Raw genomic sequence first — 23267 nt, 5'->3', positions numbered from 1 at the left:
AGGCATGAATTATTTAGTAACAGGTGCAGCAGGTTTCATCGGTTATTTTGTTACCCTGCGGTTGTTGGAAGAAGGGCATCAGGTAACCGGTCTTGATAATCTAAATGATTACTATGACGTCAGTTTGAAATTGGCGCGTCTGGCCCAGCTTGAAGCCAAACCCGCTTTCAAGTTCGCCAAGTTGGATCTTGCCGATCGTGCAGGGATGGCCGAGCTTTTTGCCGTGAATAAGTTTGACCGCGTAATTCATTTAGCAGCGCAGGCGGGGGTTCGCTATTCGATCGAAAATCCACTGGCGTACGTTGATGCTAATGTCGTGGGTTTTGCCAACGTACTTGAAGGCTGCCGCCATAATAAAGTTAAACATCTGCTTTATGCGTCTTCAAGCTCTGTTTATGGAATGAACCGCAAGCAGCCGTTTGATACAGAAGATAACGTAGACCATCCTATCTCGCTTTATGCGGCCACGAAAAAGGCCAATGAGTTGATGGCGCATACTTATTCGCACCTGTATGGTTTGCCGACAACCGGAATGCGCTTCTTCACGGTGTACGGTCCTTGGGGGCGTCCAGATATGGCGTTGTTCAAGTTTACCAAAGCTATTATTGCGGACCAGAGCATCGATGTTTATAACCACGGCGAAATGCGCCGCGACTTTACCTATATCGATGATGTAACAGAATCCATCATGCGCCTGCAGGATATTATTCCTCAGCCACAGCCTGACTGGACGGTCGAGACGGGTGACGGCTCCAAGAGCTCTGCACCTTACATCCTCTATAATATTGGCAATAGCAACCCGATTAAGCTGATGACCTATATAGAGGCACTCGAGAGCGCGCTGGGCGTTGAAGCGAAGAAGAACATGATGCCAATGCAGCCGGGTGACGTGCATGAAACCAGCTCTGACAGTACGCCGTTATATAACGCTACAGGTTTCAAACCGCAAACTTCGGTATACGAAGGGGTGAAGAACTTTGTCAGCTGGTATAAAGATTATTATCACTGCTAATCACAAAGCAGAAGCTGCGCGAATAACAACAGGCTGCCATGGCAGCCTTTTTTATGTCCACTTCAGAGAGCCTGAAGGCGCTCTGATGGATTATTGCCCAGCGTCTGACTTAAAAAATAAAAAACCACCGCGTTAACGGTGGTTTTGTGAAAACATTATCTTGAGACTGGGGTACAGCCAAAAAAAACTTACAGCAGGAAATCGTCCAGCTGTTTGCCTTCTTCTTCGATAGCTTTCTTGATTACCGCTGGAGTACGACCCTGGCCAGTCCAGGTTTTGCTTTCGCCGTTCTCGTCAACGTATTTGTATTTAGCAGGACGGGCAGCACGCTTAGTTTTGCCGGTTGCTTTAGTTGCCGCCATAGTAGACAGCAATTCATTTGGATCGATGCCGTCAGCGATCAGCATTTCGCGATATTGCTGCAGTTTACGAGTACGCTCTTCAATTTCCGCAGCGGCTGCAGAATCTTCTTCACGGCGCTCATTAACAACAACTTCTAATTTCTCTAGCATTTCTTCGAGAGTTTCCAGGGTACATTCGCGAGCCTGTGCACGCAGAGTACGGATGTTGTTCAGAATTTTTAATGCTTCGCTCATTATACAAGTCTCAATTTAATTAGTGGGGGGCGTTTCGGTAATAATAGAATGCTCTTCTGTATTCTGCAATAGCCAATTTGTTATGTTGACGGGAATTTACCATTTATAAGCAATATTGTTTTTCACTGTGAGAAATATAAACCCGATTAACTCTGTATTAAAGTTCGCACTATAAGGCAAATTGATTGTCCTTTTGTGCGGTAAGCCACAGCTTTTAATCGTCTCTTTTATAACCTTGGCGGACAGGTTACAAATATCAATAGACCTTACGTATAACTGACAACATTAGCCTTGAGAAATCCCTCAAGCATTTTAGCTATATGTGCCCTCCAGCGATCGATTAACCCGCTAAGGAAGGGTCCGAATTTATAACCTTACTGGAATAGAGTATTGCTTAATAATTGATTTATACGGGCACTTTCCAGAGATCTTATCGGGAATCTCCCTGTTAGGTTAACTAATTAGGAAGAAGAGTAATCACAATATCTGATTGTAAAACTCTGTAATCAACCTGCTGCTTTATTGTCTATGGGACCGGTTACAGGCAGGCATAGTCAATGCCTATAGCTTCTGGCGGTGTGTTACAATTGAAAGCAAGAGGCGTTTCGGAATTCATTATACTGTTGGAGTTAAGGGCTCATGGCTCAACTTTATTTTTATTATTCTGCGATGAATGCAGGAAAATCTACATCTTTGTTACAATCTTCCTATAACTATCAGGAACGCGGCATGCGCACGTTAGTGCTGACTGCGGCAATAGATAACCGTTTCGGGGAAGGGAAGGTCAGCTCGCGTATAGGATTATCTTCACCCGCTGAACTTTATAATCAAGATACCGATTTGCTGGCGCTTATTGGCGAAGCTCATGAGGCGCAAACCTTGCACTGCGTGTTAATAGACGAAAGCCAGTTCCTGACGCGCGGGCAGGTGGAACAATTAACCGAGGTTGTCGACAGGCTCGATATCCCCGTGCTGTGCTATGGCCTGCGTACAGACTTTCGTGGCGAGTTATTTAGCGGCAGTCAGTATTTGCTGGCATGGGCCGATAAACTGGTCGAGCTTAAAACCATATGCCACTGCGGTCGTAAGGCGAATCAAACCCTCAGGCTCGACGAGAATGGAAAAGCCCTTCACGATGGCGCTCAGGTCGTTATTGGGGGGAATGAGCAGTATGTCTCCGTTTGCCGCAAGCATTATAAAGAAGCCATGGCTGAATGAAAAAGCCTGAAAGGGTCGCAATGATAACCTTTCGTTTACATTAGTCTTACGATTCTATTATTTGTATTGGTGATAATAAGCAAAAACCATTAATACACTTAATGTTTCAGCACATTCTTAAGGCATAAAAAGAAACCCGCCATATGGCGGGTTTCTTTTTTAACGCGTGTGACTGACGATTACTTTTTGGCTTTTTTAATTCCTGGAGCCTTCGCTGCGTCTGCCACGATAGTCACGGGTTCCTGTTTGGTTACCACACTCAGCGGCAATTCTTCACTGAATTTATTGCCGTAGTAGGTATCAATCAGAATTTGTTTAAGTTCTGAAATCAGCGGATAACGCGGATTAGCGCCGGTACACTGGTCGTCGAACGCGTCTTCTGACAGTTTATCGACTTTAGACAGGAAGTCGGCTTCCTGTACGCCTGCTTCACGAATGGAGGTAGGTATCCCCAATTCAGCCTTGATTTCGTCTAACCAGGCCAGCAGTTTCTCAATCTTCTGCGCGGTACGGTCACCCGCAGCGCTGAGGCCTAAATGGTCGGCAATCTCGGCGTAGCGACGGCGCGCCTGTGGACGATCGTACTGGCTAAAGGCGGTTTGCTTGGTCGGGTTGTCATTCGCGTTGTAGCGAATCACGTTCGAAATAAGCATCGCGTTGGCAAGGCCGTGTGGAATGTGGAACTCGGAGCCGAGTTTATGCGCCATTGAGTGACAAACCCCGAGGAAGGCGTTGGCAAACGCGATACCGGCGATGGTTGCGGCGTTGTGCACGCGTTCACGGGCAACCGGATTCTTCGCGCCTTCTTTATAGCTAGCTGGCAGGAACTCTTTCAGCAGTTTGAGCGCTTGCAAAGCCTGTCCATCGGAAAACTCGTTGGCAAGAACGGAAACGTAGGCTTCGAGAGCGTGCGTTACCGCATCAAGACCGCCGAAGGCACAGAGCGATTTCGGCATGTTCATCACCAGATTGGCGTCGACAATCGCCATGTCCGGAGTCAGTGCATAGTCAGCCAGCGGATATTTCTGCCCGGTCGCATCGTCGGTAACGACCGCGAAAGGCGTCACTTCAGAGCCTGTCCCTGAGGTGGTAGTGATAGCAATCATCTTCGCTTTCACCCCCATTTTGGGGAACTTGTAGATACGTTTACGGATATCCATAAAGCGCAGCGCCAAGTCTTCGAAATGCGTTTCGGGATGTTCGTACAGCACCCACATGATTTTCGCGGCGTCCATCGGTGAGCCCCCGCCGAGCGCGATAATGACGTCCGGTTTAAAGGAATTCATCTGCTCAGCGCCTTTACGCACGATACTCAGCGTTGGGTCGGCCTCTACTTCAAAGAACACTTCGGTTTCAATACCGTGGCTTTTCAGAACACGGGTCACCTGGTCTGCATAACCGTTGTTGAACAGGTAACGGTCGGTGACGATGAACGCACGTTTTGCACCGTCTGTTGCCACTTCTTCAAGTGCGATAGGCAGTGAGCCGCGGCGGAAGTAAATGGATTTCGGAAGTTTGTGCCACAGCATATTTTCTGCTCGCTTCGCAACAGTCTTCTTGTTGATAAGATGTTTTGGTCCGACGTTTTCAGAAATGGAGTTACCGCCCCATGAACCACAACCCAGCGTTAGTGAAGGCGCAAGTTTGAAGTTGTAGAGGTCACCGATACCCCCCTGAGAAGCGGGCGTATTGATGAGAATTCGTGCGGTTTTCATCTTGTCGCCGAAGTAGCGAACGCGCTCTGGCTGGTTGTCCTGGTCGGTATAGAGACAAGAGGTGTGGCCGATGCCGCCCATGGTCACCAGTTTCTCGGCTTTATCGACCGCATCTTCGAAGTTTTTAGCGCGATACATCGCAAGCGTCGGTGAAAGTTTTTCGTGTGCGAAAGGTTCCGACTCGTCAACCTTGGAAACTTCACCGATTAGCACTTTGGTATTGGCAGGTACGGTGATACCGGCCATGGCAGCAATCTTGGTTGCAGGCTGGCCGACGATGTCGGCATTGAGGCCGCCATTTTTAAGAATAACGTCCTGAACCGCCTTCAGCTCTTTCCCGGCCAGCATATAGCCGCCGTGTGATTTGAAGCGTTCTCTGACTGCCTCATAGGCGGAATCCACGACGATAACGGACTGTTCTGAGGCGCAAATTACGCCATTGTCGAAGGTTTTGGACATCAGAATGGATGCGACAACGCGTTTGATATCAGCAGTTTCATCCACCACGACCGGGGTATTACCGGCACCGACGCCGATGGCCGGTTTACCTGAGCTGTAGGCGGCTTTAACCATGCCAGGACCGCCGGTGGCGAGAATCAGGTTAAGGTCAGGGTGATGCATGAGTTCGTTGGACAACGGCACACTTGGTGCGTCAATCCAGCCGATAATGTCTTTGGGTGCACCGGCCTTAATCGCTGCCTGCAGCACGATATTCGCGGCTTTGATGGTTGCTTTAGCCGCACGTGGGTGTGGCGAGAAGATAATCGCGTTGCGGGTTTTGAGGCTAATAAGGGCTTTGAAAATTGCGGTAGAAGTTGGGTTGGTGGTGGGGACTATCCCGCAGATAATGCCGATAGGTTCAGCAATGGTAATGGTGCCGTAGGTTTCGTCTTCTGCGACGACGCCACAGGTCTTTTCATCTTTATAAGCGTTGTAGATATATTCTGAAGCGAAGTGGTTTTTAATCACTTTGTCTTCGATAATACCCATACCAGATTCTTCAACGGCTAATTTGGCAAGAGGAATACGTGCGTCAGCGGCGGCAAGTGCGGCGGCCCGGAAGATTTTATCAACCTGTTCTTGTGTGAACTCTGCATACTCACGTTGTGCTTTTTTTACACGAGCAACAAGCTCGTTCAGTTCAGCGACGTTTGTGACTGCCATGGTGTTCTCCTGAGAATGTTAAACTTTTTTAGAAAATAGCCGGGCCAGGCTCCAAGTATAGTCGTGCCCAACAATGCTGCCGGAACATTTAAAACTCACTATTTATCAAGGGAATGCGTGGTCTGTTTTTCTATTTTCTAAAAAGGTTTCTAATCAATTCTGATGGCGCAGGACATAAATTGTTAAAATTATCGCGACTCCATCATTTGTTCTGTTGGTAAAACGAGCCGCTTTTGTTGCCGTGGAATAAGCTTACCGACTAATGAGTAGGCTGAATATGATCCAGATCAAGTTAAAATCTAAAGCTGACTCCTTTCAGCTCTCTGTTTGTTAATTGAATCGATTAATTGAAGCAAAATTGTTAGTCGTTGACCGCTGCCGTTAATGAGCGTTTTTTCAGCAATTTAATGCTGGTGTTATTCACTGCTTTGTTCTGAAAATCTAGAGGTATATGCTGAATAACTTCGTGGCGTATGGGCGGCGATTCCAGTACATTAGCGCCCATTAATCACCCCCCTTTTTTACCTCTTATGCGGAGTACTGCGTGAGTCAGACAATTTTGGATTTCTCGGGTTATATCAAGTTTTTTGTCGGCCTGTTTGCGCTGGTCAACCCGGTGGGGATCCTGCCGGTATTTATTAGTATGACCAGCTATCAGGCAGCAGCAGGACGCAATAAAACCAATATGACGGCCAATCTTTCGGTCGCGATTATTTTATGCACCTCGCTGTTCCTCGGTGACGCCATCCTGCATCTGTTTGGCATCTCAATAGATTCCTTCCGTATTGCCGGTGGTATTCTGGTGGTTACCATTGCGATGTCGATGATTAGCGGTAAGCTGGGTGAGGACAAACAGAACAAACAGGAGAAGTCGGAGACCGCAATCCGTGAAAACGTAGGCGTTGTGCCGCTTGCGCTGCCTTTAATGGCCGGTCCGGGGGCAATCAGTTCCACCATCGTCTGGAGTTCGCGCTATCACAGCTGGGAAAACCTACTTGGATTTACGCTCGCGATCGTTATCTTCTCCTTCTGCTGCTGGTTGCTGTTCCGCGCCGCACCGTTGGTGATGAAACTTTTAGGGCAAACCGGTATTAACGTTATTACACGTATTATGGGATTGTTATTGATGGCCTTAGGTATCGAGTTTATTGTTACCGGTCTTAAAGCCACGTTTCCCGGCCTGCTGTAAAGAAAATCCGGCATGAAAAATAATTAAGCAAGGGCGTTGACGCCCTTGCTTAATAAAGATCGATGAAACTTTTCTCTTATCTCCTGTGGTTACGTTGCAGAAGATGAGGCAGGTGAAGAATGGATATCAAACACCACCTTGTCACTCTCTTCATCGAATCCTATCTCGACCGAATCCCCTGATTTAAGTTTGTCGCCCAGTATTTCCTTCGCGAGTTTAGTTTCTACCTCCTGACGTATTTTGCGTTTAAGCTCGCGTGCTCCAAAATCAGGTTGATAGCCCACTTCGGTTAAATGGTTAACCAGGCTTTCGGCAACAGTGAGGGTGATATCCTGCGCCGCCGCAGTGCGGGTTAGCCGGTCCAGCTGAATTTGAACAATCAGGCGGATATTTTCTGACGACAGCGAGTTAAATACGATTATCTCGTCAATACGGTTGAGGAATTCTGGCCTGAAGTGGCCTTTGAGGACTTGCATCAGTTCATCGCGAATTTCTTTATCCGGCCTGCGTTCATTTTCCGGTAGCGATGAATTGGCCATAATAATCGCCGACCCCAAATTGCTGGTGGCGATAATCGTAGTATTACTGAAATCAACCACGCGACCTTTGCCATCGGTCAGGCGGCCGTCATCAAACACCTGGAGCAACACGTTATAAACGTCTGGATGCGCTTTTTCTATTTCATCGAGCAGGATAACGCTGTAGGGACGGCGTCTGACCCGTTCCGTTAACTGACCACCTTCGTCATAGCCGACATATCCCGGAGGCGCGCCAATCAGGCGTGCGACCGTATGTCTTTCCATATATTCCGACATATCGATGCGAATAATGGACTGCTCATCGCCAAACACCGCTTCTGCGATGGCCTTCGCCAACTCGGTTTTACCTACACCGGTTGGGCCGAGGAACAGGAAAGTGGCAATCGGGCGGTGCGCCTGACCCAAACCGGCACGAGACAACCGCACTGCATCGCTTACGGCGGTCACAGCGTCTTCCTGGCCCACTACGCGTTCACGCAGTTTCTCTTCCATGTTAAGCAGTTTTTTACGCTCTTCCTGCGTCAAATCAGAGACCGGGATCCCCGTCAGGCGGGAAACTACTTCGGCGACCGACGCGACGGTAACCTCAAGGGTTTCTGACCCGGTTTTGTTATTCCACGCCTCGGTCAGTTCATCGAGGCGTTTCTGTTTATCCTCAATATCTTTCTCAAATTTCTTCACGTCATCAAACTGTTTGCGGCTGGAGGAATAGTCCCGTTCGCGTTTGACGTGAGAAATCTGTGCCTCGAGCTCCTGCACCTCCGCCGGGCGAGAGGTCGAGCCAATCCTGACGCGTGCCGCCGCCTGGTCAATCAGGTCGATAGCTTTGTCCGGCAGGAAGCGCGAGGTAATGTAGCGGTCCGAGAGCTCGGCGGCAGCGACAAAGGCTTCGTCGGAAAAGGTGACCTGGTGGTGCGCTTCAAGCGTGTCGCGCAGCCCGCGAAGGATCATGATGGTCTGGTCGACGGTCGGTTCTGGCACCAGCACCGGCTGGAAACGCCTTTCCAGAGCCGCGTCTTTCTCAATGTGCTTCTGATATTCGTTAAGCGTAGTGGCACCAATCAGGCTGAGTTCACCGCGGGCGAGGGCAGGCTTGAGCACGTTGGCAATATCTAATCCGCCTTCGCCACCGCCTTGACCCGCGCCAACAATGGTGTGAAGTTCATCGATAAACAGGATCAGCTCGCCTTTTTTGGCCGTGACTTCATCGATAAGCTGTTTGGCGCGCTCTTCAAACTCACCGCGATATTTCGCGCCAGCGACCATTGAGTTGATGTTGACCTCAACCAATCGCTTACCGCGCAGCACCTCAGGCACGTCGCCCTTAACGATGCGCTGTGCTAACCCTTCAATAATGGCGGTTTTACCGACGCCGGGTTCACCTATCAGCACCGGATTGTTTTTCTTGCGGCGTGCCAAAACCTCTATCGTGTTCTCAATTTCCTGGGCTCGGCCGAGAACCGGATCGAGCTTGCCCGCTCGCGCCATCTCGGTGAGGTCACGACCAAACTTATCCAGATTCGGGGTGCCGGTAGGCGTATCGACGCGGCCGTCTTCAGCGCCTTTGCCAACGATTTTTACCACTTTCTGGCGAATCGCTTCAGGTGAGATGCCGTATTTTTTAAGCAAAGAACCGGCGACGCTGTCGGTGACTTCACTGAGACCAATCAGCAGATGCTCGGGGCCGACGTAGGAGTGCCCCAACTCGCGAGAAGCCTGGAATGCAAACATAAAAGCCTTTTTCAGGCGGGGCGAAACGCTCATATCATCCATCGATGCCCCGGTCTCTGTGGCGCCGGAATAGGCATTCTGATCGATATAATTTTTTATATCCTCAGGGGAGATTTTGAATTCTTTGAACAGGGTGGTGCAGACGTCGGTATCGGCAAGAACGTAAAGAAGGTGTTCGGTATCAAGCTCGCTCCGATTTAGCGCGTGGGCCTTTTCGGCTGCTTTCTGCAAAAGCTCGAGCGACTGTTTGCTAAACGCTTCTGTGGTGTCAACGGACTCGCGGGGCACCTCCCCAAACGTGCTCTCGTCGTTTGATCTGCCCTGAGTGAAATTATTGAAGAAACCGGATAACCCATCGCGTCCCCCCATTCCACCTAACAGGGAGTCGAAAGGGTTAAGCACATTTTGGTGCCGCATCAGCTGGCGGTAATCATAATCACAGATTGCTATCGTCTTGCGCTGACCGTTTTGCACGATGGTGACTCTGCCTGAAGCAGGCCTGGCGTTACAGATATCGCATAAAGTTGGCATTGAACATCTCCTGTTGTTTTCAGGTTATAGGTTCAGTACGTCATGCATCCCCTGAACGAGTCGATAATTCACCTTAAGCATAGCCGAGGGGGCTAAGAGTGGAGGGTGGTACTTTATGCGCATTTCTGTTTTATAGCGGTACCCATCAAGTAAAATACCGCGCTAAACATTAAATAAGATATAACGGAGGGGAATTATTGCCGCGGGATTATAAAGATAGGTGCAGGGTGTTTAAATTCGAAATCAGATTATTAAAACCGATGGCGATCACACAATTGAACAATTATTACCAAATCTAATAATGTGGCGCATTATAATAGTGCATCTAATGACTCTAAAATGTGCTGCTGCACCCAAATGTGGCATAAAATTGCCTCTTGCCCTCTATCGTCCTTAAGACTCCTATTTATTACCCTTTTCTTTGCCATTTCAGGCACTTTTTTCGACTTTTATTGCCCGTTTTGACGTTAAATTAATCACATCATTCTGTAGCACTTGTACATGCCGTGACGAGATGTTATTAGTGTTTACCTCGCACTTAACAGGGGTTTATTCTTAAAAGTAAGCTTATGTTAACGTAATGTGTCAGTGCAATTTTTAATCATAAAGCTGACTTAATTTTAGTGCTAAAATTTTAAAAAATATTTTAATAACAAGATATTAAGTTGATTTTTGTTGCCTGGAACTCACTGGTCCGTCTACCTGCAGGGTCGGATAAAAGAGAATTGGTTAACATTTCCGTAAAATTTATTGGCGCGAAAATTTTTCATCTGATAATTTTCGGCCACATTCCCAAATGGAAAATGTTTCGGCATATCGCCAAAGTGAGAACGGATCTTGCTAGAGCTTTACCAGCCAAGAGCTTAAAGACTTCTTTTTCACTTTTTCAGGAGAGAGCGCGGTTGAACAAAAAATGTACCCATCAAGCTGCAGCGCCCGTTATACAAGGCGATTCCTCAAATTCAAAGCAGCTGGATACGACAACGCGCCTTTACTCTGACATTGAAAATCAATTCTCTCTGCTTTTCGAAAATATAAATAACTTCACCCACGACTTTAATTAATCGAAGGGGACGCTTTGCACATTTCCTGCAATGGATTGTGAATAAAAGCCTTAGTCAACAAGCGCTTCACGAGGTAAAGGTAACTTTATTCCTGTGAGGTAATAACGCAGTGAAGGTAATGCAATAGGGGTGTTAATCCAGCGCGATTAACTGACTACTTACCGTTTCTACGTGAGTAATTCGTTCCTGCTCATCGCGAAACTAAACCCGGAAGGGGTTGGCCTGTTTACAGGCAAATAATAACAATTGGAGTTGATATTAATGACCAACATCACAAAAAAACACCTTCTCGCCGCCGGTATCCTGGCTGCATTTGGTGCAGTAACCTCCACCAGCAGCTTCGCCGCCGTCGTTCCGGCTGGCGTTCAATTGGCCGCCAAGCAAGAGCTGGTTCGTAACAACGGCGATGAAGTTCAGTCGCTTGACCCGCACAAGGTTGAGGGCGTGCCTGAGTCCAACGTTATTCGTGACCTGCTCGAAGGTCTGGTAGACACCAACGTCAAAGACGGTAGCGTGGTACCGGGCGTAGCTGAAAGCTGGGAAAACAAAGACTTTAAAGTCTGGACCTTCCATCTGCGCAAAGACGCCAAATGGTCAAATGGCCAGCCGGTAACCGCCGCTGATTTCGTTTACAGCTGGGAACGCCTGGCTGACCCGAAAACCGCCTCTCCGTATGAAAGCTACCTACAATACGGCCACATTGTGAATATCGACGATATCATCGCCGGTAAGAAAAGCCCGGACACGCTCGGTGTCAAAGCCATCGATGACCACACTCTGGAAGTCACCTTGAGCGAGCCGGTGCCTTATTTTGTGAAAATGCTTTCCCACACCGCCATGAAGCCGGTGTACAAGCCTGCGGTCGAGAAGTTTGGCGACAAATGGACTCTGCCTGAAAACTATGTTGGCAATGGCGCGTTCAAACTGAAAACCTGGACCGTTAACGAACGTATCGTGCTGGTACGTAACCCGGACTACTGGGACAACGCGAAAACCGTGCTGAATCAGGTGACCTTCCTGCCAATCTCTTCCGAGGTTTCTGACGTTAACCGCTACCGCAGCGGTGAAATCGACATGACCTACAACAACTTGCCGATCGAGTTGTTCCAGATGCTGAAGAAAGACAGCCCGAAAGAGCTGCACGCTGACCCGTATCTGTGTACCTACTATTACGAGATTAACAACCAGAAAGCGCCGTTCAACGATAACCGTGTTCGTACCGCCCTCAAGCTGGGGTTGGATCGCGACATTATCGTCAACAAGGTTAAAGCCCAGGGCGACCTGCCGGCTTACGGTTTCACTCCGCCATACACCGACGGAACCTATGGCAAGCTGACGCCGCCAGCATGGTTTAAAGAAACTCAAGAACAGCGTAACGCGGAAGGTCGAAAACTGTTGGCCGAAGCCGGTTATACCGCCGATAAGCCTCTGACTTTCAACCTGCTTTACAACTCTTCCGACCTGCACAAGAAACTGGCTATCGCCGCCGCTGCTATCTGGAAGAAAAACCTCGGCGTAGACGTAAAACTCGAAAACCAGGAATGGAAAACCTTCCTCGAAACTCGTCATCAGGGCAACTTTGACGTCGCCCGTGCCGGTTGGTGCTCCGACTATAACGAGCCGACCTCTTTCCTGAACATCATGCTTTCCGACAGCAGCAACAACACCGCGCACTATAAGAGCCCGGCGTTCGACACAATTATTGCTGATGCACTGAAGGCGAAAACAGACGAAGAGCGCGCCGATTTCTATCAGAAAGCGGAACAGCAGCTGGATAAAGACTCGCCGATCGTGCCGGTTTATTACTATGTGAACGCCCGTATGGTTAAGCAATACGTGGGGGGTTACAGTGGTAAAGATCCGCAGGATAACGTTTACGACAAAGATCTCTACATCATCAAGCACTAAATAATGAGGAAGCAGGGCGGTTACCCGAGCCGCTCTGCTTTTGTGTTTGATTGAGACTTCAGCAACTGGCTGAGCAAAGCAGGTACGAGCAATGTTAAAGTTTATTTTACGCCGCTGTCTGGAAGCTATTCCGACGCTTTTCATTCTGATCACGATTTCGTTTTTTATGATGCGCCTTGCCCCCGGTAGTCCGTTTACCGGCGAGCGTAATCTGCCGCCAGAAGTGATGGCCAACATTGAGGCGAAATATCACCTCAATGATCCGATGTACAAACAGTATTTCCATTATTTAGAACAATTGGCCCACGGTGATTTTGGTCCTTCGTTCAAATATAAAGACTATAGCGTCAACGATTTGGTCGCCACGTCGTTCCCGGTTTCGGCGAAATTAGGTCTTGCTGCCTTTATTCTGGCCATCGTTCTCGGCGTTACTGCCGGCGTCATCGCCGCGCTGAATCAAAATACCAAGTGGGACTACACGGTGATGGGCTTTGCCATGACCGGGGTGGTAATACCCAGTTTTGTGGTCGCGCCCTTATTGGTTTTGATCTTCTCCATCATGCTCAAGTGGCTCCCTGGCGGCGGCTGGCATAACGGTGGCTTCAAATATATGGTGCTGCCGATGGTGGCGCTTTCTCTGGCCTATATCGCCAGCATCGCGCGTATTACCCGTGGTTCGATGATTGAAGTGTTGCACTCCAACTTTATTCGCACCGCGCGCGCCAAAGGCCTGCCGATGCGTCGCATCATCTTCCGTCACGCGCTGAAACCTGCCTTGTTGCCGGTTATCTCCTACATGGGGCCTGCCTTCGTCGGTATTATCACCGGTTCAATGGTTATCGAAAGTATTTACGGACTTCCGGGTATCGGTCAGCTGTTTGTTAACGGTGCATTAAACCGTGACTACTCGCTGGTATTGAGCCTGACCATTTTGGTCGGTGCCCTGACTATCCTGTTTAACGCGATCGTTGACGTGCTGTACGCCGTGATCGATCCGAAAATCCGTTATTAATACTGGAGCACGCCAATGATGTTAACCAAGAAGAAAAACAGCGAGGCTCTGGAGCAATTTACAGAGAAGCTGGAGATAGAAGGGCGCAGTCTGTGGCAGGACGCCCGTCGCCGCTTTATTCATAACCGAGCAGCGGTGACTAGCCTGGTCGTACTGGCGGTTATCGCCTTGTTCGTGACCTTTGCCCCGATGCTGGCGCATTTCCGCTACGACGATACCGACTGGAACATGATGTCGGCCGCGCCTGATATTGCCTCCGGTCACTATTTTGGCACCGACTCGTCGGGCCGCGACCTGCTGGTGCGCGTTGCTATCGGCGGCCGCATTTCGCTGCTGGTTGGCGTATCTGCCGCGCTGGTAGCCGTGGTGCTCGGCACGCTTTACGGTTCCGTTTCGGGCTATCTGGGCGGTAAAATCGACTCCGCAATGATGCGTTTGCTGGAAATCCTCAACTCCTTCCCGTTCATGTTCTTCGTCATCCTGCTGGTGACGTTCTTCGGACAGAACATCTTCCTGATTTTCGTTGCCATCGGCATGGTGTCATGGCTGGACATGGCGCGTATCGTCCGTGGGCAAACGCTGAGCCTGAAACGTAAAGAGTTTATTGAGGCCGCGCTGGTCAGCGGCGTCTCGACGTGGAATATCGTACTGCGCCATATCGTCCCCAACGTACTGGGTGTGGTGGTGGTTTACGCCTCTTTGCTGGTGCCGAGCATGATCCTGTTTGAGTCCTTCCTGAGCTTCCTCGGGTTGGGAACACAAGAGCCATTAAGCAGCTGGGGCGCGCTGCTGAGCGACGGCGCTAACTCGATGGAAGTGTCACCCTGGCTGCTGTTCTTCCCGGCTGGCTTCTTGGTCGTGACGCTGTTTTGTTTCAACTTTATCGGCGACGGGCTGCGTGATGCGCTCGATCCGAAAGATCGTTAAGGAGTGCGATGATGAGCACCATTGAACATACCCCCCGCACTCCACAGGCCATCGAGGTCGATGCGCCACCGGTTCTGCTGGACGTGAAAGACCTGCGTGTAACTTTTGGCACGCCCGACGGTGACGTGACCGCGGTTAACGATCTTAATTTCGACCTGCGCGCCGGAGAGACACTGGGCATCGTCGGTGAGTCTGGCTCCGGTAAATCGCAGACCGCGTTTGCGCTTATGGGTCTGCTGGCAAGCAACGGGCGCATCGGCGGATCGGCAAAATTCAACGGCCGTGAGATTCTTAATCTTCCGCAAAAGCAGTTGAATAAACTGCGTGCCGAGCAGATTTCGATGATTTTCCAGGACCCAATGACTTCACTAAATCCTTACATGAAGGTGGGTGAGCAGCTGATGGAAGTGCTGATGCTGCATAAGCACATGAGCCGTTCCGAGGCGTTTGAAGGATCGATTCGCATGCTCGACGCGGTCAAGATGCCCGAAGCCCGCAAGCGTATGAAGATGTATCCACACGAATTTTCAGGCGGGATGCGTCAACGCGTGATGATAGCGATGGCGCTGCTGTGCAGTCCAAAACTGCTGATTGCCGATGAGCCAACAACCGCGCTGGACGTGACCGTGCAGGCGCAAATCATGACCCTGCTGAACGAACTGAAGCACGAGTTTAATACCGCGATCATCATGATTACCCACGATCTCGGCGTCGTTGCGGGCATCTGTGACAAGGTGCTGGTGATGTATGCAGGGCGGACTATGGAATACGGTCAGGCGCGCGACGTGTTTTACACCCCGAGCCATCCTTATTCTGTGGGTCTGCTGAATGCAGTGCCGCGCCTCGACGCTGAGGGTGAGTCTTTGCTGACCATCCCGGGCAATCCGCCTAACCTGCTGCGCCTGCCGAAGGGGTGTCCATTCCAACCTCGCTGTCCGTACGCCACCGAAATCTGTGCGACGGCCCCTGCGTTAGAGCGCTTTGGCGATGGTCGCCTGCGTGCCTGCTTCAAGCCCGTGGAGGAACTAGTATGAGCGAAGTGATTAGTATAACTCCGGCGCCGGATACCTCTCCCGTGGACCAGAGAAAAGTGCTGCTTGAGGTCGCCGACCTGAAGGTGCATTTCGACATCAAAGACGGCAAGCAGTGGTTCTGGCAACCCTCAAAAACTCTGAAGGCGGTCGATGGCGTTAGTCTGCGCCTGTATGAAGGCGAAACGCTCGGCGTGGTAGGTGAGTCGGGCTGTGGTAAATCGACCTTTGCTCGTGCGCTGATTGGGCTGGTTAAGGCCACCGACGGCCGCGTAGCCTGGTTGGGTAAAGACCTGCTGAATATGTCTGCTGCCGAATGGCGCAATACGCGCAGCGATATCCAGATGATCTTCCAGGATCCGCTGGCCTCGCTTAACCCGCGTATGACGATAGGTGAGATAATCGCCGAGCCGCTGCGCACCTATAATCCAAAAATGCCGAAACAGCAGGTTAAGGAGAAGGTTAAGGCGATGATGCTGAAGGTTGGCCTGCTGCCCAACCTGATCAACCGCTATCCGCACGAGTTTTCCGGCGGTCAGTGTCAGCGTATCGGTATCGCACGTGCGCTTATCCTTGAACCCAAGCTGGTGATTTGTGACGAGCCGGTCTCGGCACTGGACGTCTCGATTCAGGCCCAGGTCGTCAACCTGCTGCAACAGTTGCAGCGTGAGATGGGCCTGTCGCTTATCTTTATCGCCCATGATTTGGCGGTGGTTAAGCACATCTCCGACCGCGTGCTGGTGATGTATCTTGGCCACGCCGTGGAGCTGGGGACCTATGACGAGGTCTATCATAATCCGCTGCACCCATACACGCGTGCGCTGATGTCGGCGGTACCTGTACCGGACCCGGACAAGGAGCGTAACAAGACCATTCAGCTGCTGGAGGGAGAGTTGCCGTCGCCGATTAACCCGCCGTCGGGATGCGTGTTCCGTACCCGCTGTCCGATTGCCGGGCCGGAATGCGCCAATACGCGCCCTCTGCTTGAGGGAAGCTTCCGCCACGCCGTGTCTTGTTTGAAGGTCGATCCGTTATAATCTGCCGGCGCAAAGACAAAAAACCCCGCACAGTGGCGGGGTTTTTCTTTTGTGGTACGCGCGTTAACGCATCACTCTTTCCACAGAATATGGCAAAGCTTATGGTCTTTTTCACGGCATAGCAGCACGCGAGCAAAGACGTCGTTGATGGGCTCACCGTCTGCGTCGGCTAGACCAATAACGACTTCAGCGAAGAAGTCGGGGTTAAGGTCAAAATCAACGTGCTCGGCCCAGTCTTCGGCAGGGTCATACAGTTCTGCGCCACCGCGCTCCTCAAACTGCAGGTTAAAGATCAGGATATCCGCAGGATCCAAGTTATCTCCAGCCAGTTCGAGGAAGATGTCGTAGGCTTGCTCAAGGGTTTCGTCTTCGGTCAGGCGATTATTCAGATCCATATTCTTCTCATTCAATAGTTTGTGGTGTGATAAGCCATCGGCAGGATGCAGCGACTGCGCCTCGTGGCCGACTCCTTATGACATGACCTATTAGAACATTCTCGCCGCTGCTTTTACAGTAACGGACTGAAAAAGTAGAACAGGCGCTCAACGATACGATGCCAGAAAGGTCGCTTGAGCCAGACCTTCGGGTCGAGGAGGCGAGAGCGCGCGAGATAATCTTCCTGCACCACGGCTAGGTCGGCACCAAAACCGGCGTCATCAATGACCAGCGTAATCTCAAAGTTCAACCACAGGCTGCGCATATCCAGATTTACCGTGCCGACCAGACTCAACTGCCCGTCGACCAGAATGCTTTTGGTATGCAACAGGCCGCCCTCAAACTGGTAAATCTTGACGCCAGCCTCAAGCAGCTCGTTATAAAATGCCCGGCTCGCCCAGCCGACCATCACTGAATCGTTTTTCATTGGCATAATAATGCTGACGTCGACTCCACGCTGTGCGGCGGTGCAAATTGCGTGTAATAAGTCGTCACTCGGCACGAAATAAGGCGTGGTCATGACCAGCTGTTCTCGCGCTGAATACGAGGCGGTCAAAAGCGCCTGATGGATCATGTCTTCAGGGAATCCCGGACCCGAGGCGATAACCTGAATAGTATGCCCGCTCTCCTGCTCGAACGGCATTTGATTGACCTCAGGCTCCGGCGGCAGAATACGCTTACCGGTCTCTATCTCCCAATCGCAGGAGTAGACGATACCCATCGTGGTTGCCACTGGGCCTTCCATACGCGCCATCAGATCAACCCACTGGCCCACGCCGGCATCCTGCTTGAACAGGCGCGGATCGACCATATTCATGCTGCCGCTGTAGGCGACGTAGTTATCGATAAGCACCACCTTGCGGTGTTGGCGCAGATCCATACGACGTAGAAACACGCGGAACAGGCTTACCTTGAGCGCTTCAACAACTTCGATACCGGCGTTACGCATCATTGCCGGGTAAGGGCTGCGGAAAAACTGCAGGCTACCGGCGGAGTCAAGCATCAGTCGACAGTGCACCCCACGCCGCGCGGCGGCCATCAGTGACTCGGCGACCTGATCTACCAGGCCGCCGGGTTGCCAGATATAGAACACCATCTCGATGTTGTGCCGCGCCAGTTCGATATCACGCATGATAGATTTTAGCGTGTCGTCGCTGGTGGTGAGCAGTTGCAGCTGATTGCCTTTTACGCCACCAATTCCCTGGCGACGTTCGCAAAGCTGGAACAGCGATTTTGCTACATCGCTGTTTTCGGTAGCAAAAATTCGATGACAACCTTTGAGATCGTTCAGCCAATGCGCGGTTGAGGGCCACATTGCCTTGGCGCGTTCCGCCCGCCGTTTGCCTAAATGCAGCTCACCAAAAGAAAGATAGGCAATGATTCCAACCAACGGAATAATAAAGATAATCAATAACCAGGCCATGGCCGAAGGTACGGCACGGCGCTTCATTAAAATGCGCAGCGTAACGCCGGCAATTAATAACCAATAACCGAAGACCATAAGCCAACTGATTACTGTATAAAATGTTGTCATAAGGGCGAAAAATCCTGTTCGCGAGCAATTTGGTGAGTGTACGCAGAGTGCGCTAAAGGTTAAACCTTTTATAAAATTTTATCTGCTGCTTCAATCGGCTAGCTCTGATTGAGTTGTCGACAAAGGTAATAATCCAACGAAGCATGTAATTAAGCGTAGCTAAAACTCTCAATGATAAGGTCTAGATGATCTATAATGTTCGCGCTATTTAAACAGAGACCCTTATTAAAGGAATATTTGTTGTATGAAACGCAGTAGAAATGAAGTGGCCCGTTGGCGTATGCAGCGTCAGTCTCAGAGAAGAAAAAGCCGCTGGCTTGAAGGACAATCTCGACGCTATCGGCATATTTACCGTATTCGAGCGATCCATTGTCTACAGCAACAGCGTGTCAGCCTGTTTAGAGTCATCCACGTCTGGTGATGAGGCAATAGGGCTTTCTCGTCAGGTGACAATAATAGGTCATCAACGTGTGATGAAAGAATATTGGGCGCGTAGAGCGCCTTTTTTTACGCCTGTCCGTTGTCGCCCACGCGAAAAAGGGCGCCGCATCTCGGGCAAACCAGCGTCGCGTTTTTACGCACTTTGGCACTTAACTGCTCGGTCGCTGCCTTGCATTCTGGGCACACTACCTTGCTCGTTTTACTGGTCAGAAACTTCAATCCGTCGAAGAATGACATAATGGGGTAACCTCACAGGTTGGGGGAATCAGTCTACCACGTAAGCCTGAGGTTAGCTTGGCACTTCAGAATGAAAGAAGCAGGGTACCCCTGCTTCTGTGAAACCCGGCCAAAATGACGGCTTAGATGGTTTTCTTAAAAGGTTTAACGGTCGTCTTGTGGTACACGCCTGCCAGCATATAAGGGTCAACTTCGGCCCAGCTTTTAGCGGCTTCCAGGCTTTCAAACTCAGCAATCACCAGTGAACCCGTCATGCCCGCATCGCCAGGCTCTTCGCTGTCGATAGCCGGAAGTGGTCCGCCCACCAGAACTCGGCCCTGATCTTTCAGCTTTTGCAGACGATCGATATGCGCAGGGCGCGCGATGCGTCTTTTTTCCAGAGAATTGGCAACATCTTCAGAATAGATCATGTAAAGCATGGTTCACCTTGTCATTTGTTGTCAAAATATCGAATACATCCTAATGCGTTCGTTTCATTAGGGTGAGTTACCATAGCGAAACCCTGTCCTCAGGGAAAGAGGGATGGATGAATCAAAAGTGCAGTATTTGAGAATAGTTTTCATCTCCTTATTGAATATGATTGCTATTTGCATTTAAACTTGCGGATTCACGGGGAAATTGAATCATTATGCAGCCAAGAGCGATGTCTTTAACTAATGCCATGCCGTTAAAAAATCAGTCAATCATTCGCAGAGTAACATTGCCGGCCCTGCTCTCTATCGGCATCCATGCCGCGCTTATTGCGGCCTTACTCTACGTGACCCTCACCGATGCCGTTAAGATGCCCAGGCAGGAAGAGCACGTGATGAGCGTCACCATGGTTAATCCAGAGACCTTCGCTCCGCCGCCAACGCCACAGCCTGAGGTACAGCCGCAGCCCGACCCTGAGCCGGAGCCGGAGGTCAAACCCGATCCGGTGGTGACGCAACCCGTTGCTGTGCCGTTGCCAGAACCCAAGCCGAAGCCAAAGCCGAAGCCGCCAAAACCGGTCAAAAAGCCGCTCGAAAAACCGAAGCCAAAGCCGCATCCGCAGCCTCAGCAGAAACCGGTCGAGAAAACGCAGGAAGTCGCCAAAGCCGAGTCTTCGCCTTTTGCTGCCTCAAAAGCGCCTGTGGCACAGGCGCCAAAACCGGCAGCGCAAACCAATGGCGCGAGCAGTGGTCCGCGTCCGCTTGAGCGGGGTAAGCCGCAGTATCCTGCGCGCGCCTTCGCGCTGCGCATCGAAGGGCGGGTCAAGGTGCAATTCGATGTAGACAGCGACGGTCGCGTGGACAACATCAGAATCTTGTCTGCCGAGCCGCGTAATATGTTTGAGCGTGAGGTGAAAATGGCGATGAACAAATGGCGCTATGAGCCTAAACAGGCCAAAAACCTGACCGTCACGCTGGTATTTAAAATGAACGGCGGCGGTGGCCTCGAGGAATAATTTCTCACCACAGTCTGCTGCTAAAGGAAGGGATAAAACGCCGGTTTTATCCCTTTTTTATTATTTCTGCGATCGCCCCTATTTTTAAACGCTGTTTTTTCGAACACACTCCTGTTTTATTGTCTATCCTCTAAAGGGTTAGCGGTAATTTGTTCTTATTATTTAAATTAAATAAGAATATACCCTTATCAAAGCCAGTGCTTTCATATGAATGATAATTGGTTGTCGCATATTTTCGTGACCCAGGTGGGTCATCGAGGGGACTTCTGTTGCCATCTATCACTTCATGTCATTAATTTATAGAGGAAATAATTATGACGCATAATGATCCCACGCTTTATTCATCACATGATGGAATAACTACCGAGGCCTATCGTCTCAATATTCGGCGGATTTCATGGGGGGCGGTATTTGCCGGCGTTATTCTCTCCATCGTGACCTATTTGCTGCTCTCGATGCTAGGCACCGCCATTGGTGCATCGACAATTGATCCACTCAAGGAGTCCAATCCGCTGGATGGACTGGGCACCGGTGCACTCATCTGGACGCTGGTCAACGTGCTACTTTCCTATGCGGTTGGTGGTTATTTCGCGGGGTATTTGGCAAGAAGAGAAGGGGCATTGCACGGTGTGCTGTCGTGGGGCGTCGTGACTCTAATTTCTGCTTATATTATTGCCACGCTGTTCGGTAGCGCACTCGGTGGCGCAATGAACGTCGCCGGCGAAGGCCTGAAAGCGGTTGGCAGCGGCATTGCTAGCGCGGTGCCACAGGCGGGAAGCTTGGTCAAGAATCAGCTCCAGCAGGCTAATATCAATCTCGATGACCTGCAGAATGAACTGACAACGACGCTGCGCCAGACGGGCAAACCAGAGCTTCAGCCTGAAAATCTGAAGGGCCAGGCACAGGGTGCAGCGGATCAGGCTATGCAGCAGGCGGGCAGTTCGCAGGCACCGGACCAGGATATTAAACAATGGCTAAGCGGCGTTATCTCGCGCGGTGACAGCACGCTGCAGGCGGCGGACCGCGACGCACTGAAAAATATCATTAAGGCGAGAACGGGTAAGTCGGATCAGGAAGCTGACCAAATCGTCGATAAAGCGCAGCAGGCGTATACGCAGGCCTATCAGAAATATCAGCAGTTAAAGGCAGACGCCGAGCAGAAAGCTCGTGAAGTGGCTGACAAGGCCGCGGCTCAGCTTTCAAAAGCCAGCTGGTTCGCCTTCGTCTTACTGGTGATCGGTGGGGTTATTGCCGGTTTTGCAGGAGTATGGGGTTTTCGTACCCAGCTGCATCACGTGGCGCATGAAGACAGAGCGCGCGTGAATCATAACGTGAAGCCGTAACGTAGAAATACGTCGCGGCCACACGGCTGGCCGCGACGTTCATTAAAAGAGTTGAGAACAAATGGCGGTTAGTCGTCCAGCGAACCTGCGGTTTCTACGCTGAAGTTGCTGCGACCTTCCGGCAATTGACGGGATTTCCCCTGATCGTCTACGGCAACGTAGGTAAATACCGCTTCGGTCGCAATATAGCGCTGGCCGATAGGCTCAGAAGAGACTTTCTTGACCCATACCTCGACATTGATAGTAATAGAGCTATTGCCGGTTTTAATACAGCGGGCATAACAACAAACCACATCACCTACGGCCACCGGTTTTAGGAAAGTCATGCCGTCAACGCGCACGGTAACCACACGTCCTTTGGCGATTTCCTTAGCCTGAATTGCGCCGCCCATATCCATCTGCGACATTAACCAGCCGCCGAAAATATCGCCGTTTGCATTGGTGTCTGCAGGCATAGCCAATGTGCGTAACACCATTTCGCCATTGGGTAACTTATGTTTATCGTTCATATCGATGGGCTTCACATTGAGAAATCTAAAGTTTAAGTCCCTAACCGAAGAGGAAAGGGACCTACGGCAGGTTTACGTCTATTTTTTTTCTTCTTTTTCTTCTTCAGGCATATGTCTGAAGATATATATGCCGCTTAACAGCGTGAATACCAGGGTCAGAACGGTAAGTCCGAATACTTTGAAGTTAACCCACACGTTTTCGGGCAACCAGAAGGCGACGTAAATATTCGCCAGACCGCAGAGCAGGAAGAAAATAGCCCATGCGACGTTCAGCTTGCCCCAAACCGCATCGGGCAACGTCAGCTCTTTACCCAGCATCCGCTGAATCAGCGGTTTCTTCAAAACCAATTGGCTAACGAGCAATGCGCCTGAGAACAGCACATAAATCACCGTCACTTTCCATTTAATGAACAGGTCATCATGGAATACCAACGTTAACGTACCGAAAACGGCGACCATAACAAAGGTAATAAGTGTCATTTTTTCCACTTTGCGGTATTTGATCCAGGTAATAATCAAAGCCAGCGCAGTGGCGGCAATCAGAGCACCCGATGCCACATAGATGTCGTAAAGCTTATAAAAAACAAAGAATACAATCAGGGGAAGAAAATCAAGGAGCTGCTTCATACTTCATTCCATATTTTAGGTAAGCCCTGACTATACCGGAT

At 50.3% G+C, this 23267-nt stretch carries 20 protein-coding genes; 11 read left to right on the top strand and 9 right to left on the bottom strand.

Features of this window, described 5'->3' with window-relative positions:
- The first annotated feature begins 4 nt into the window (after positions 1–4).
- Positions 5–1012: an NAD-dependent epimerase gene (locus O1V65_RS10470; protein ID WP_017493052.1), complete on the top strand. Its 1008-nt coding sequence runs from the start codon at positions 5–7 to the stop codon at positions 1010–1012.
- A gap of 188 nt (positions 1013–1200) precedes the next feature.
- Here O1V65_RS10470 and hns read toward each other — a convergent pair whose 3' ends face one another.
- On the bottom strand, positions 1201–1608 hold the full coding sequence (gene hns / locus O1V65_RS10465) for a histone-like nucleoid-structuring protein H-NS (RefSeq protein ID WP_017493053.1): 408 nt from the start codon (positions 1606–1608) through the stop codon (positions 1201–1203).
- A gap of 639 nt (positions 1609–2247) precedes the next feature.
- Here hns and O1V65_RS10460 point away from each other — a divergent pair.
- Positions 2248–2826 carry a thymidine kinase gene (locus O1V65_RS10460; protein WP_017493054.1) on the top strand — a complete coding sequence of 193 codons (579 nt, stop codon included), beginning with the start codon at positions 2248–2250 and terminating at the stop codon, positions 2824–2826.
- A 179-nt stretch (positions 2827–3005) separates the two neighbouring features.
- Here the strand turns inward: O1V65_RS10460 and adhE are convergent, their stop codons facing one another.
- Positions 3006–5705, bottom strand: coding sequence for a bifunctional acetaldehyde-CoA/alcohol dehydrogenase (gene adhE / locus O1V65_RS10455; RefSeq protein WP_017493055.1), 2700 nt, complete (start codon positions 5703–5705; stop codon positions 3006–3008).
- A 544-nt stretch (positions 5706–6249) separates the two neighbouring features.
- Here adhE and O1V65_RS10450 point away from each other — a divergent pair.
- Positions 6250–6894 (top strand): YchE family NAAT transporter, encoded by a 645-nt coding sequence (locus O1V65_RS10450; protein ID WP_017493057.1) that lies wholly within the window; start codon positions 6250–6252, stop codon positions 6892–6894.
- A gap of 89 nt (positions 6895–6983) precedes the next feature.
- Here the strand turns inward: O1V65_RS10450 and O1V65_RS10445 are convergent, their stop codons facing one another.
- Positions 6984–9695, bottom strand: coding sequence for an ATP-dependent Clp protease ATP-binding subunit (locus O1V65_RS10445; protein WP_084912648.1), 2712 nt, complete (start codon positions 9693–9695; stop codon positions 6984–6986).
- A 1325-nt stretch (positions 9696–11020) separates the two neighbouring features.
- On the opposite strand from O1V65_RS10445, the gene oppA reads away from it, so the two are divergent.
- The 5 genes from oppA (at position 11021) to oppF (ending at position 16674) form a co-directional block, all read left to right on the top strand.
- Positions 11021–12667 carry an oligopeptide ABC transporter substrate-binding protein OppA gene (oppA, locus tag O1V65_RS10440; RefSeq protein ID WP_017494432.1) on the top strand — a complete coding sequence of 549 codons (1647 nt, stop codon included), beginning with the start codon at positions 11021–11023 and terminating at the stop codon, positions 12665–12667.
- Between the two features lie 91 nt (positions 12668–12758).
- Positions 12759–13679 carry an oligopeptide ABC transporter permease OppB gene (gene oppB / locus O1V65_RS10435; protein ID WP_084912646.1) on the top strand — a complete coding sequence of 307 codons (921 nt, stop codon included), beginning with the start codon at positions 12759–12761 and terminating at the stop codon, positions 13677–13679.
- 18 nt (positions 13680–13697) lie between these two features.
- Positions 13698–14606 (top strand): oligopeptide ABC transporter permease OppC, encoded by a 909-nt coding sequence (gene oppC / locus O1V65_RS10430; protein WP_026110860.1) that lies wholly within the window; start codon positions 13698–13700, stop codon positions 14604–14606.
- An 11-nt stretch (positions 14607–14617) separates the two neighbouring features.
- Positions 14618–15640 (top strand): ABC transporter ATP-binding protein, encoded by a 1023-nt coding sequence (gene oppD / locus O1V65_RS10425; protein ID WP_017494370.1) that lies wholly within the window; start codon positions 14618–14620, stop codon positions 15638–15640.
- Positions 15637–16674 carry a murein tripeptide/oligopeptide ABC transporter ATP binding protein OppF gene (gene oppF, locus O1V65_RS10420; RefSeq protein ID WP_017494371.1) on the top strand — a complete coding sequence of 346 codons (1038 nt, stop codon included), beginning with the start codon at positions 15637–15639 and terminating at the stop codon, positions 16672–16674. The genes oppD and oppF overlap by 4 nt, the downstream gene beginning before the upstream one ends.
- Before the next feature lie 71 nt (positions 16675–16745).
- On the opposite strand, the gene O1V65_RS10415 is transcribed toward oppF, so the two are convergent.
- Together O1V65_RS10415 and cls are read right to left on the bottom strand one after the other, a co-directional pair.
- The gene (locus O1V65_RS10415; RefSeq protein WP_017494372.1) at positions 16746–17069 is read right to left on the bottom strand and encodes an HI1450 family dsDNA-mimic protein; all 324 of its coding nucleotides are present in this window, start codon (positions 17067–17069) and stop codon (positions 16746–16748) included.
- Positions 17070–17182: 113 nt separating this feature from the next.
- Positions 17183–18643 (bottom strand): cardiolipin synthase, encoded by a 1461-nt coding sequence (cls, locus tag O1V65_RS10410; RefSeq protein ID WP_084912645.1) that lies wholly within the window; start codon positions 18641–18643, stop codon positions 17183–17185.
- Between the two features lie 244 nt (positions 18644–18887).
- Here cls and O1V65_RS10405 point away from each other — a divergent pair, with 244 nt between their 5' ends.
- Positions 18888–19064 (top strand): YciY family protein, encoded by a 177-nt coding sequence (locus O1V65_RS10405; protein WP_086005828.1) that lies wholly within the window; start codon positions 18888–18890, stop codon positions 19062–19064.
- 86 nt (positions 19065–19150) lie between these two features.
- Here O1V65_RS10405 and O1V65_RS10400 read toward each other — a convergent pair whose 3' ends face one another.
- Together O1V65_RS10400 and O1V65_RS10395 are read right to left on the bottom strand one after the other, a co-directional pair.
- Positions 19151–19321: a YnfU family zinc-binding protein gene (locus tag O1V65_RS10400; RefSeq protein WP_017493463.1), complete on the bottom strand. Its 171-nt coding sequence runs from the start codon at positions 19319–19321 to the stop codon at positions 19151–19153.
- Between the two features lie 122 nt (positions 19322–19443).
- The gene (locus tag O1V65_RS10395) at positions 19444–19740 is read right to left on the bottom strand and encodes a YciI family protein (protein ID WP_017493462.1); all 297 of its coding nucleotides are present in this window, start codon (positions 19738–19740) and stop codon (positions 19444–19446) included.
- Between the two features lie 242 nt (positions 19741–19982).
- Between O1V65_RS10395 and O1V65_RS10390 the strand changes: the two genes are divergently transcribed.
- Together O1V65_RS10390 and O1V65_RS10385 are read left to right on the top strand one after the other, a co-directional pair.
- Positions 19983–20747 carry an energy transducer TonB gene (locus O1V65_RS10390; protein ID WP_017493461.1) on the top strand — a complete coding sequence of 255 codons (765 nt, stop codon included), beginning with the start codon at positions 19983–19985 and terminating at the stop codon, positions 20745–20747.
- 314 nt (positions 20748–21061) lie between these two features.
- Positions 21062–22090: a YrzE family protein gene (locus tag O1V65_RS10385; RefSeq protein WP_017493460.1), complete on the top strand. Its 1029-nt coding sequence runs from the start codon at positions 21062–21064 to the stop codon at positions 22088–22090.
- Between the two features lie 68 nt (positions 22091–22158).
- Here the strand turns inward: O1V65_RS10385 and yciA are convergent, their stop codons facing one another.
- A complete protein-coding gene (gene yciA / locus O1V65_RS10380) occupies positions 22159–22599 on the bottom strand; it encodes an acyl-CoA thioester hydrolase YciA (protein WP_017493459.1) in 441 nt (146 codons plus the stop codon).
- Between the two features lie 78 nt (positions 22600–22677).
- Positions 22678–23226, bottom strand: a complete 549-nt coding sequence (locus O1V65_RS10375; protein WP_017493458.1) for a septation protein A — start codon at positions 23224–23226, stop codon at positions 22678–22680.
- Between the last annotated feature and the right edge of the window lie 41 nt (positions 23227–23267).

It is taken from the genome of Rouxiella badensis, assembly GCF_026967515.2.
GTDB lineage: Bacteria > Pseudomonadota > Gammaproteobacteria > Enterobacterales > Enterobacteriaceae > Rouxiella > Rouxiella badensis.
This window is presented reverse-complemented; position numbering and strand designations above follow the sequence as displayed.

Coding starts and splice junctions, on each gene's coding strand:
- O1V65_RS10470 (WP_017493052.1), top strand. CDS start 5: ATGAATTATTTAGTAACAGGTGCAGCAGGTTTCATCGGTTATTTTGTT.
- hns (WP_017493053.1), bottom strand. CDS start 1,608: ATGAGCGAAGCATTAAAAATTCTGAACAACATCCGTACTCTGCGTGCA.
- O1V65_RS10460 (WP_017493054.1), top strand. CDS start 2,248: ATGGCTCAACTTTATTTTTATTATTCTGCGATGAATGCAGGAAAATCT.
- adhE (WP_017493055.1), bottom strand. CDS start 5,705: ATGGCAGTCACAAACGTCGCTGAACTGAACGAGCTTGTTGCTCGTGTA.
- O1V65_RS10445 (WP_084912648.1), bottom strand. CDS start 9,695: ATGCCAACTTTATGCGATATCTGTAACGCCAGGCCTGCTTCAGGCAGA.
- oppA (WP_017494432.1), top strand. CDS start 11,021: ATGACCAACATCACAAAAAAACACCTTCTCGCCGCCGGTATCCTGGCT.
- oppB (WP_084912646.1), top strand. CDS start 12,759: ATGTTAAAGTTTATTTTACGCCGCTGTCTGGAAGCTATTCCGACGCTT.
- oppC (WP_026110860.1), top strand. CDS start 13,698: ATGTTAACCAAGAAGAAAAACAGCGAGGCTCTGGAGCAATTTACAGAG.
- oppD (WP_017494370.1), top strand. CDS start 14,618: ATGAGCACCATTGAACATACCCCCCGCACTCCACAGGCCATCGAGGTC.
- oppF (WP_017494371.1), top strand. CDS start 15,637: ATGAGCGAAGTGATTAGTATAACTCCGGCGCCGGATACCTCTCCCGTG.
- O1V65_RS10415 (WP_017494372.1), bottom strand. CDS start 17,069: ATGGATCTGAATAATCGCCTGACCGAAGACGAAACCCTTGAGCAAGCC.
- cls (WP_084912645.1), bottom strand. CDS start 18,643: ATGACAACATTTTATACAGTAATCAGTTGGCTTATGGTCTTCGGTTAT.
- O1V65_RS10405 (WP_086005828.1), top strand. CDS start 18,888: ATGAAACGCAGTAGAAATGAAGTGGCCCGTTGGCGTATGCAGCGTCAG.
- O1V65_RS10400 (WP_017493463.1), bottom strand. CDS start 19,321: ATGTCATTCTTCGACGGATTGAAGTTTCTGACCAGTAAAACGAGCAAG.
- O1V65_RS10395 (WP_017493462.1), bottom strand. CDS start 19,740: ATGCTTTACATGATCTATTCTGAAGATGTTGCCAATTCTCTGGAAAAA.
- O1V65_RS10390 (WP_017493461.1), top strand. CDS start 19,983: ATGCCGTTAAAAAATCAGTCAATCATTCGCAGAGTAACATTGCCGGCC.
- O1V65_RS10385 (WP_017493460.1), top strand. CDS start 21,062: ATGACGCATAATGATCCCACGCTTTATTCATCACATGATGGAATAACT.
- yciA (WP_017493459.1), bottom strand. CDS start 22,599: ATGAACGATAAACATAAGTTACCCAATGGCGAAATGGTGTTACGCACA.
- O1V65_RS10375 (WP_017493458.1), bottom strand. CDS start 23,226: ATGAAGCAGCTCCTTGATTTTCTTCCCCTGATTGTATTCTTTGTTTTT.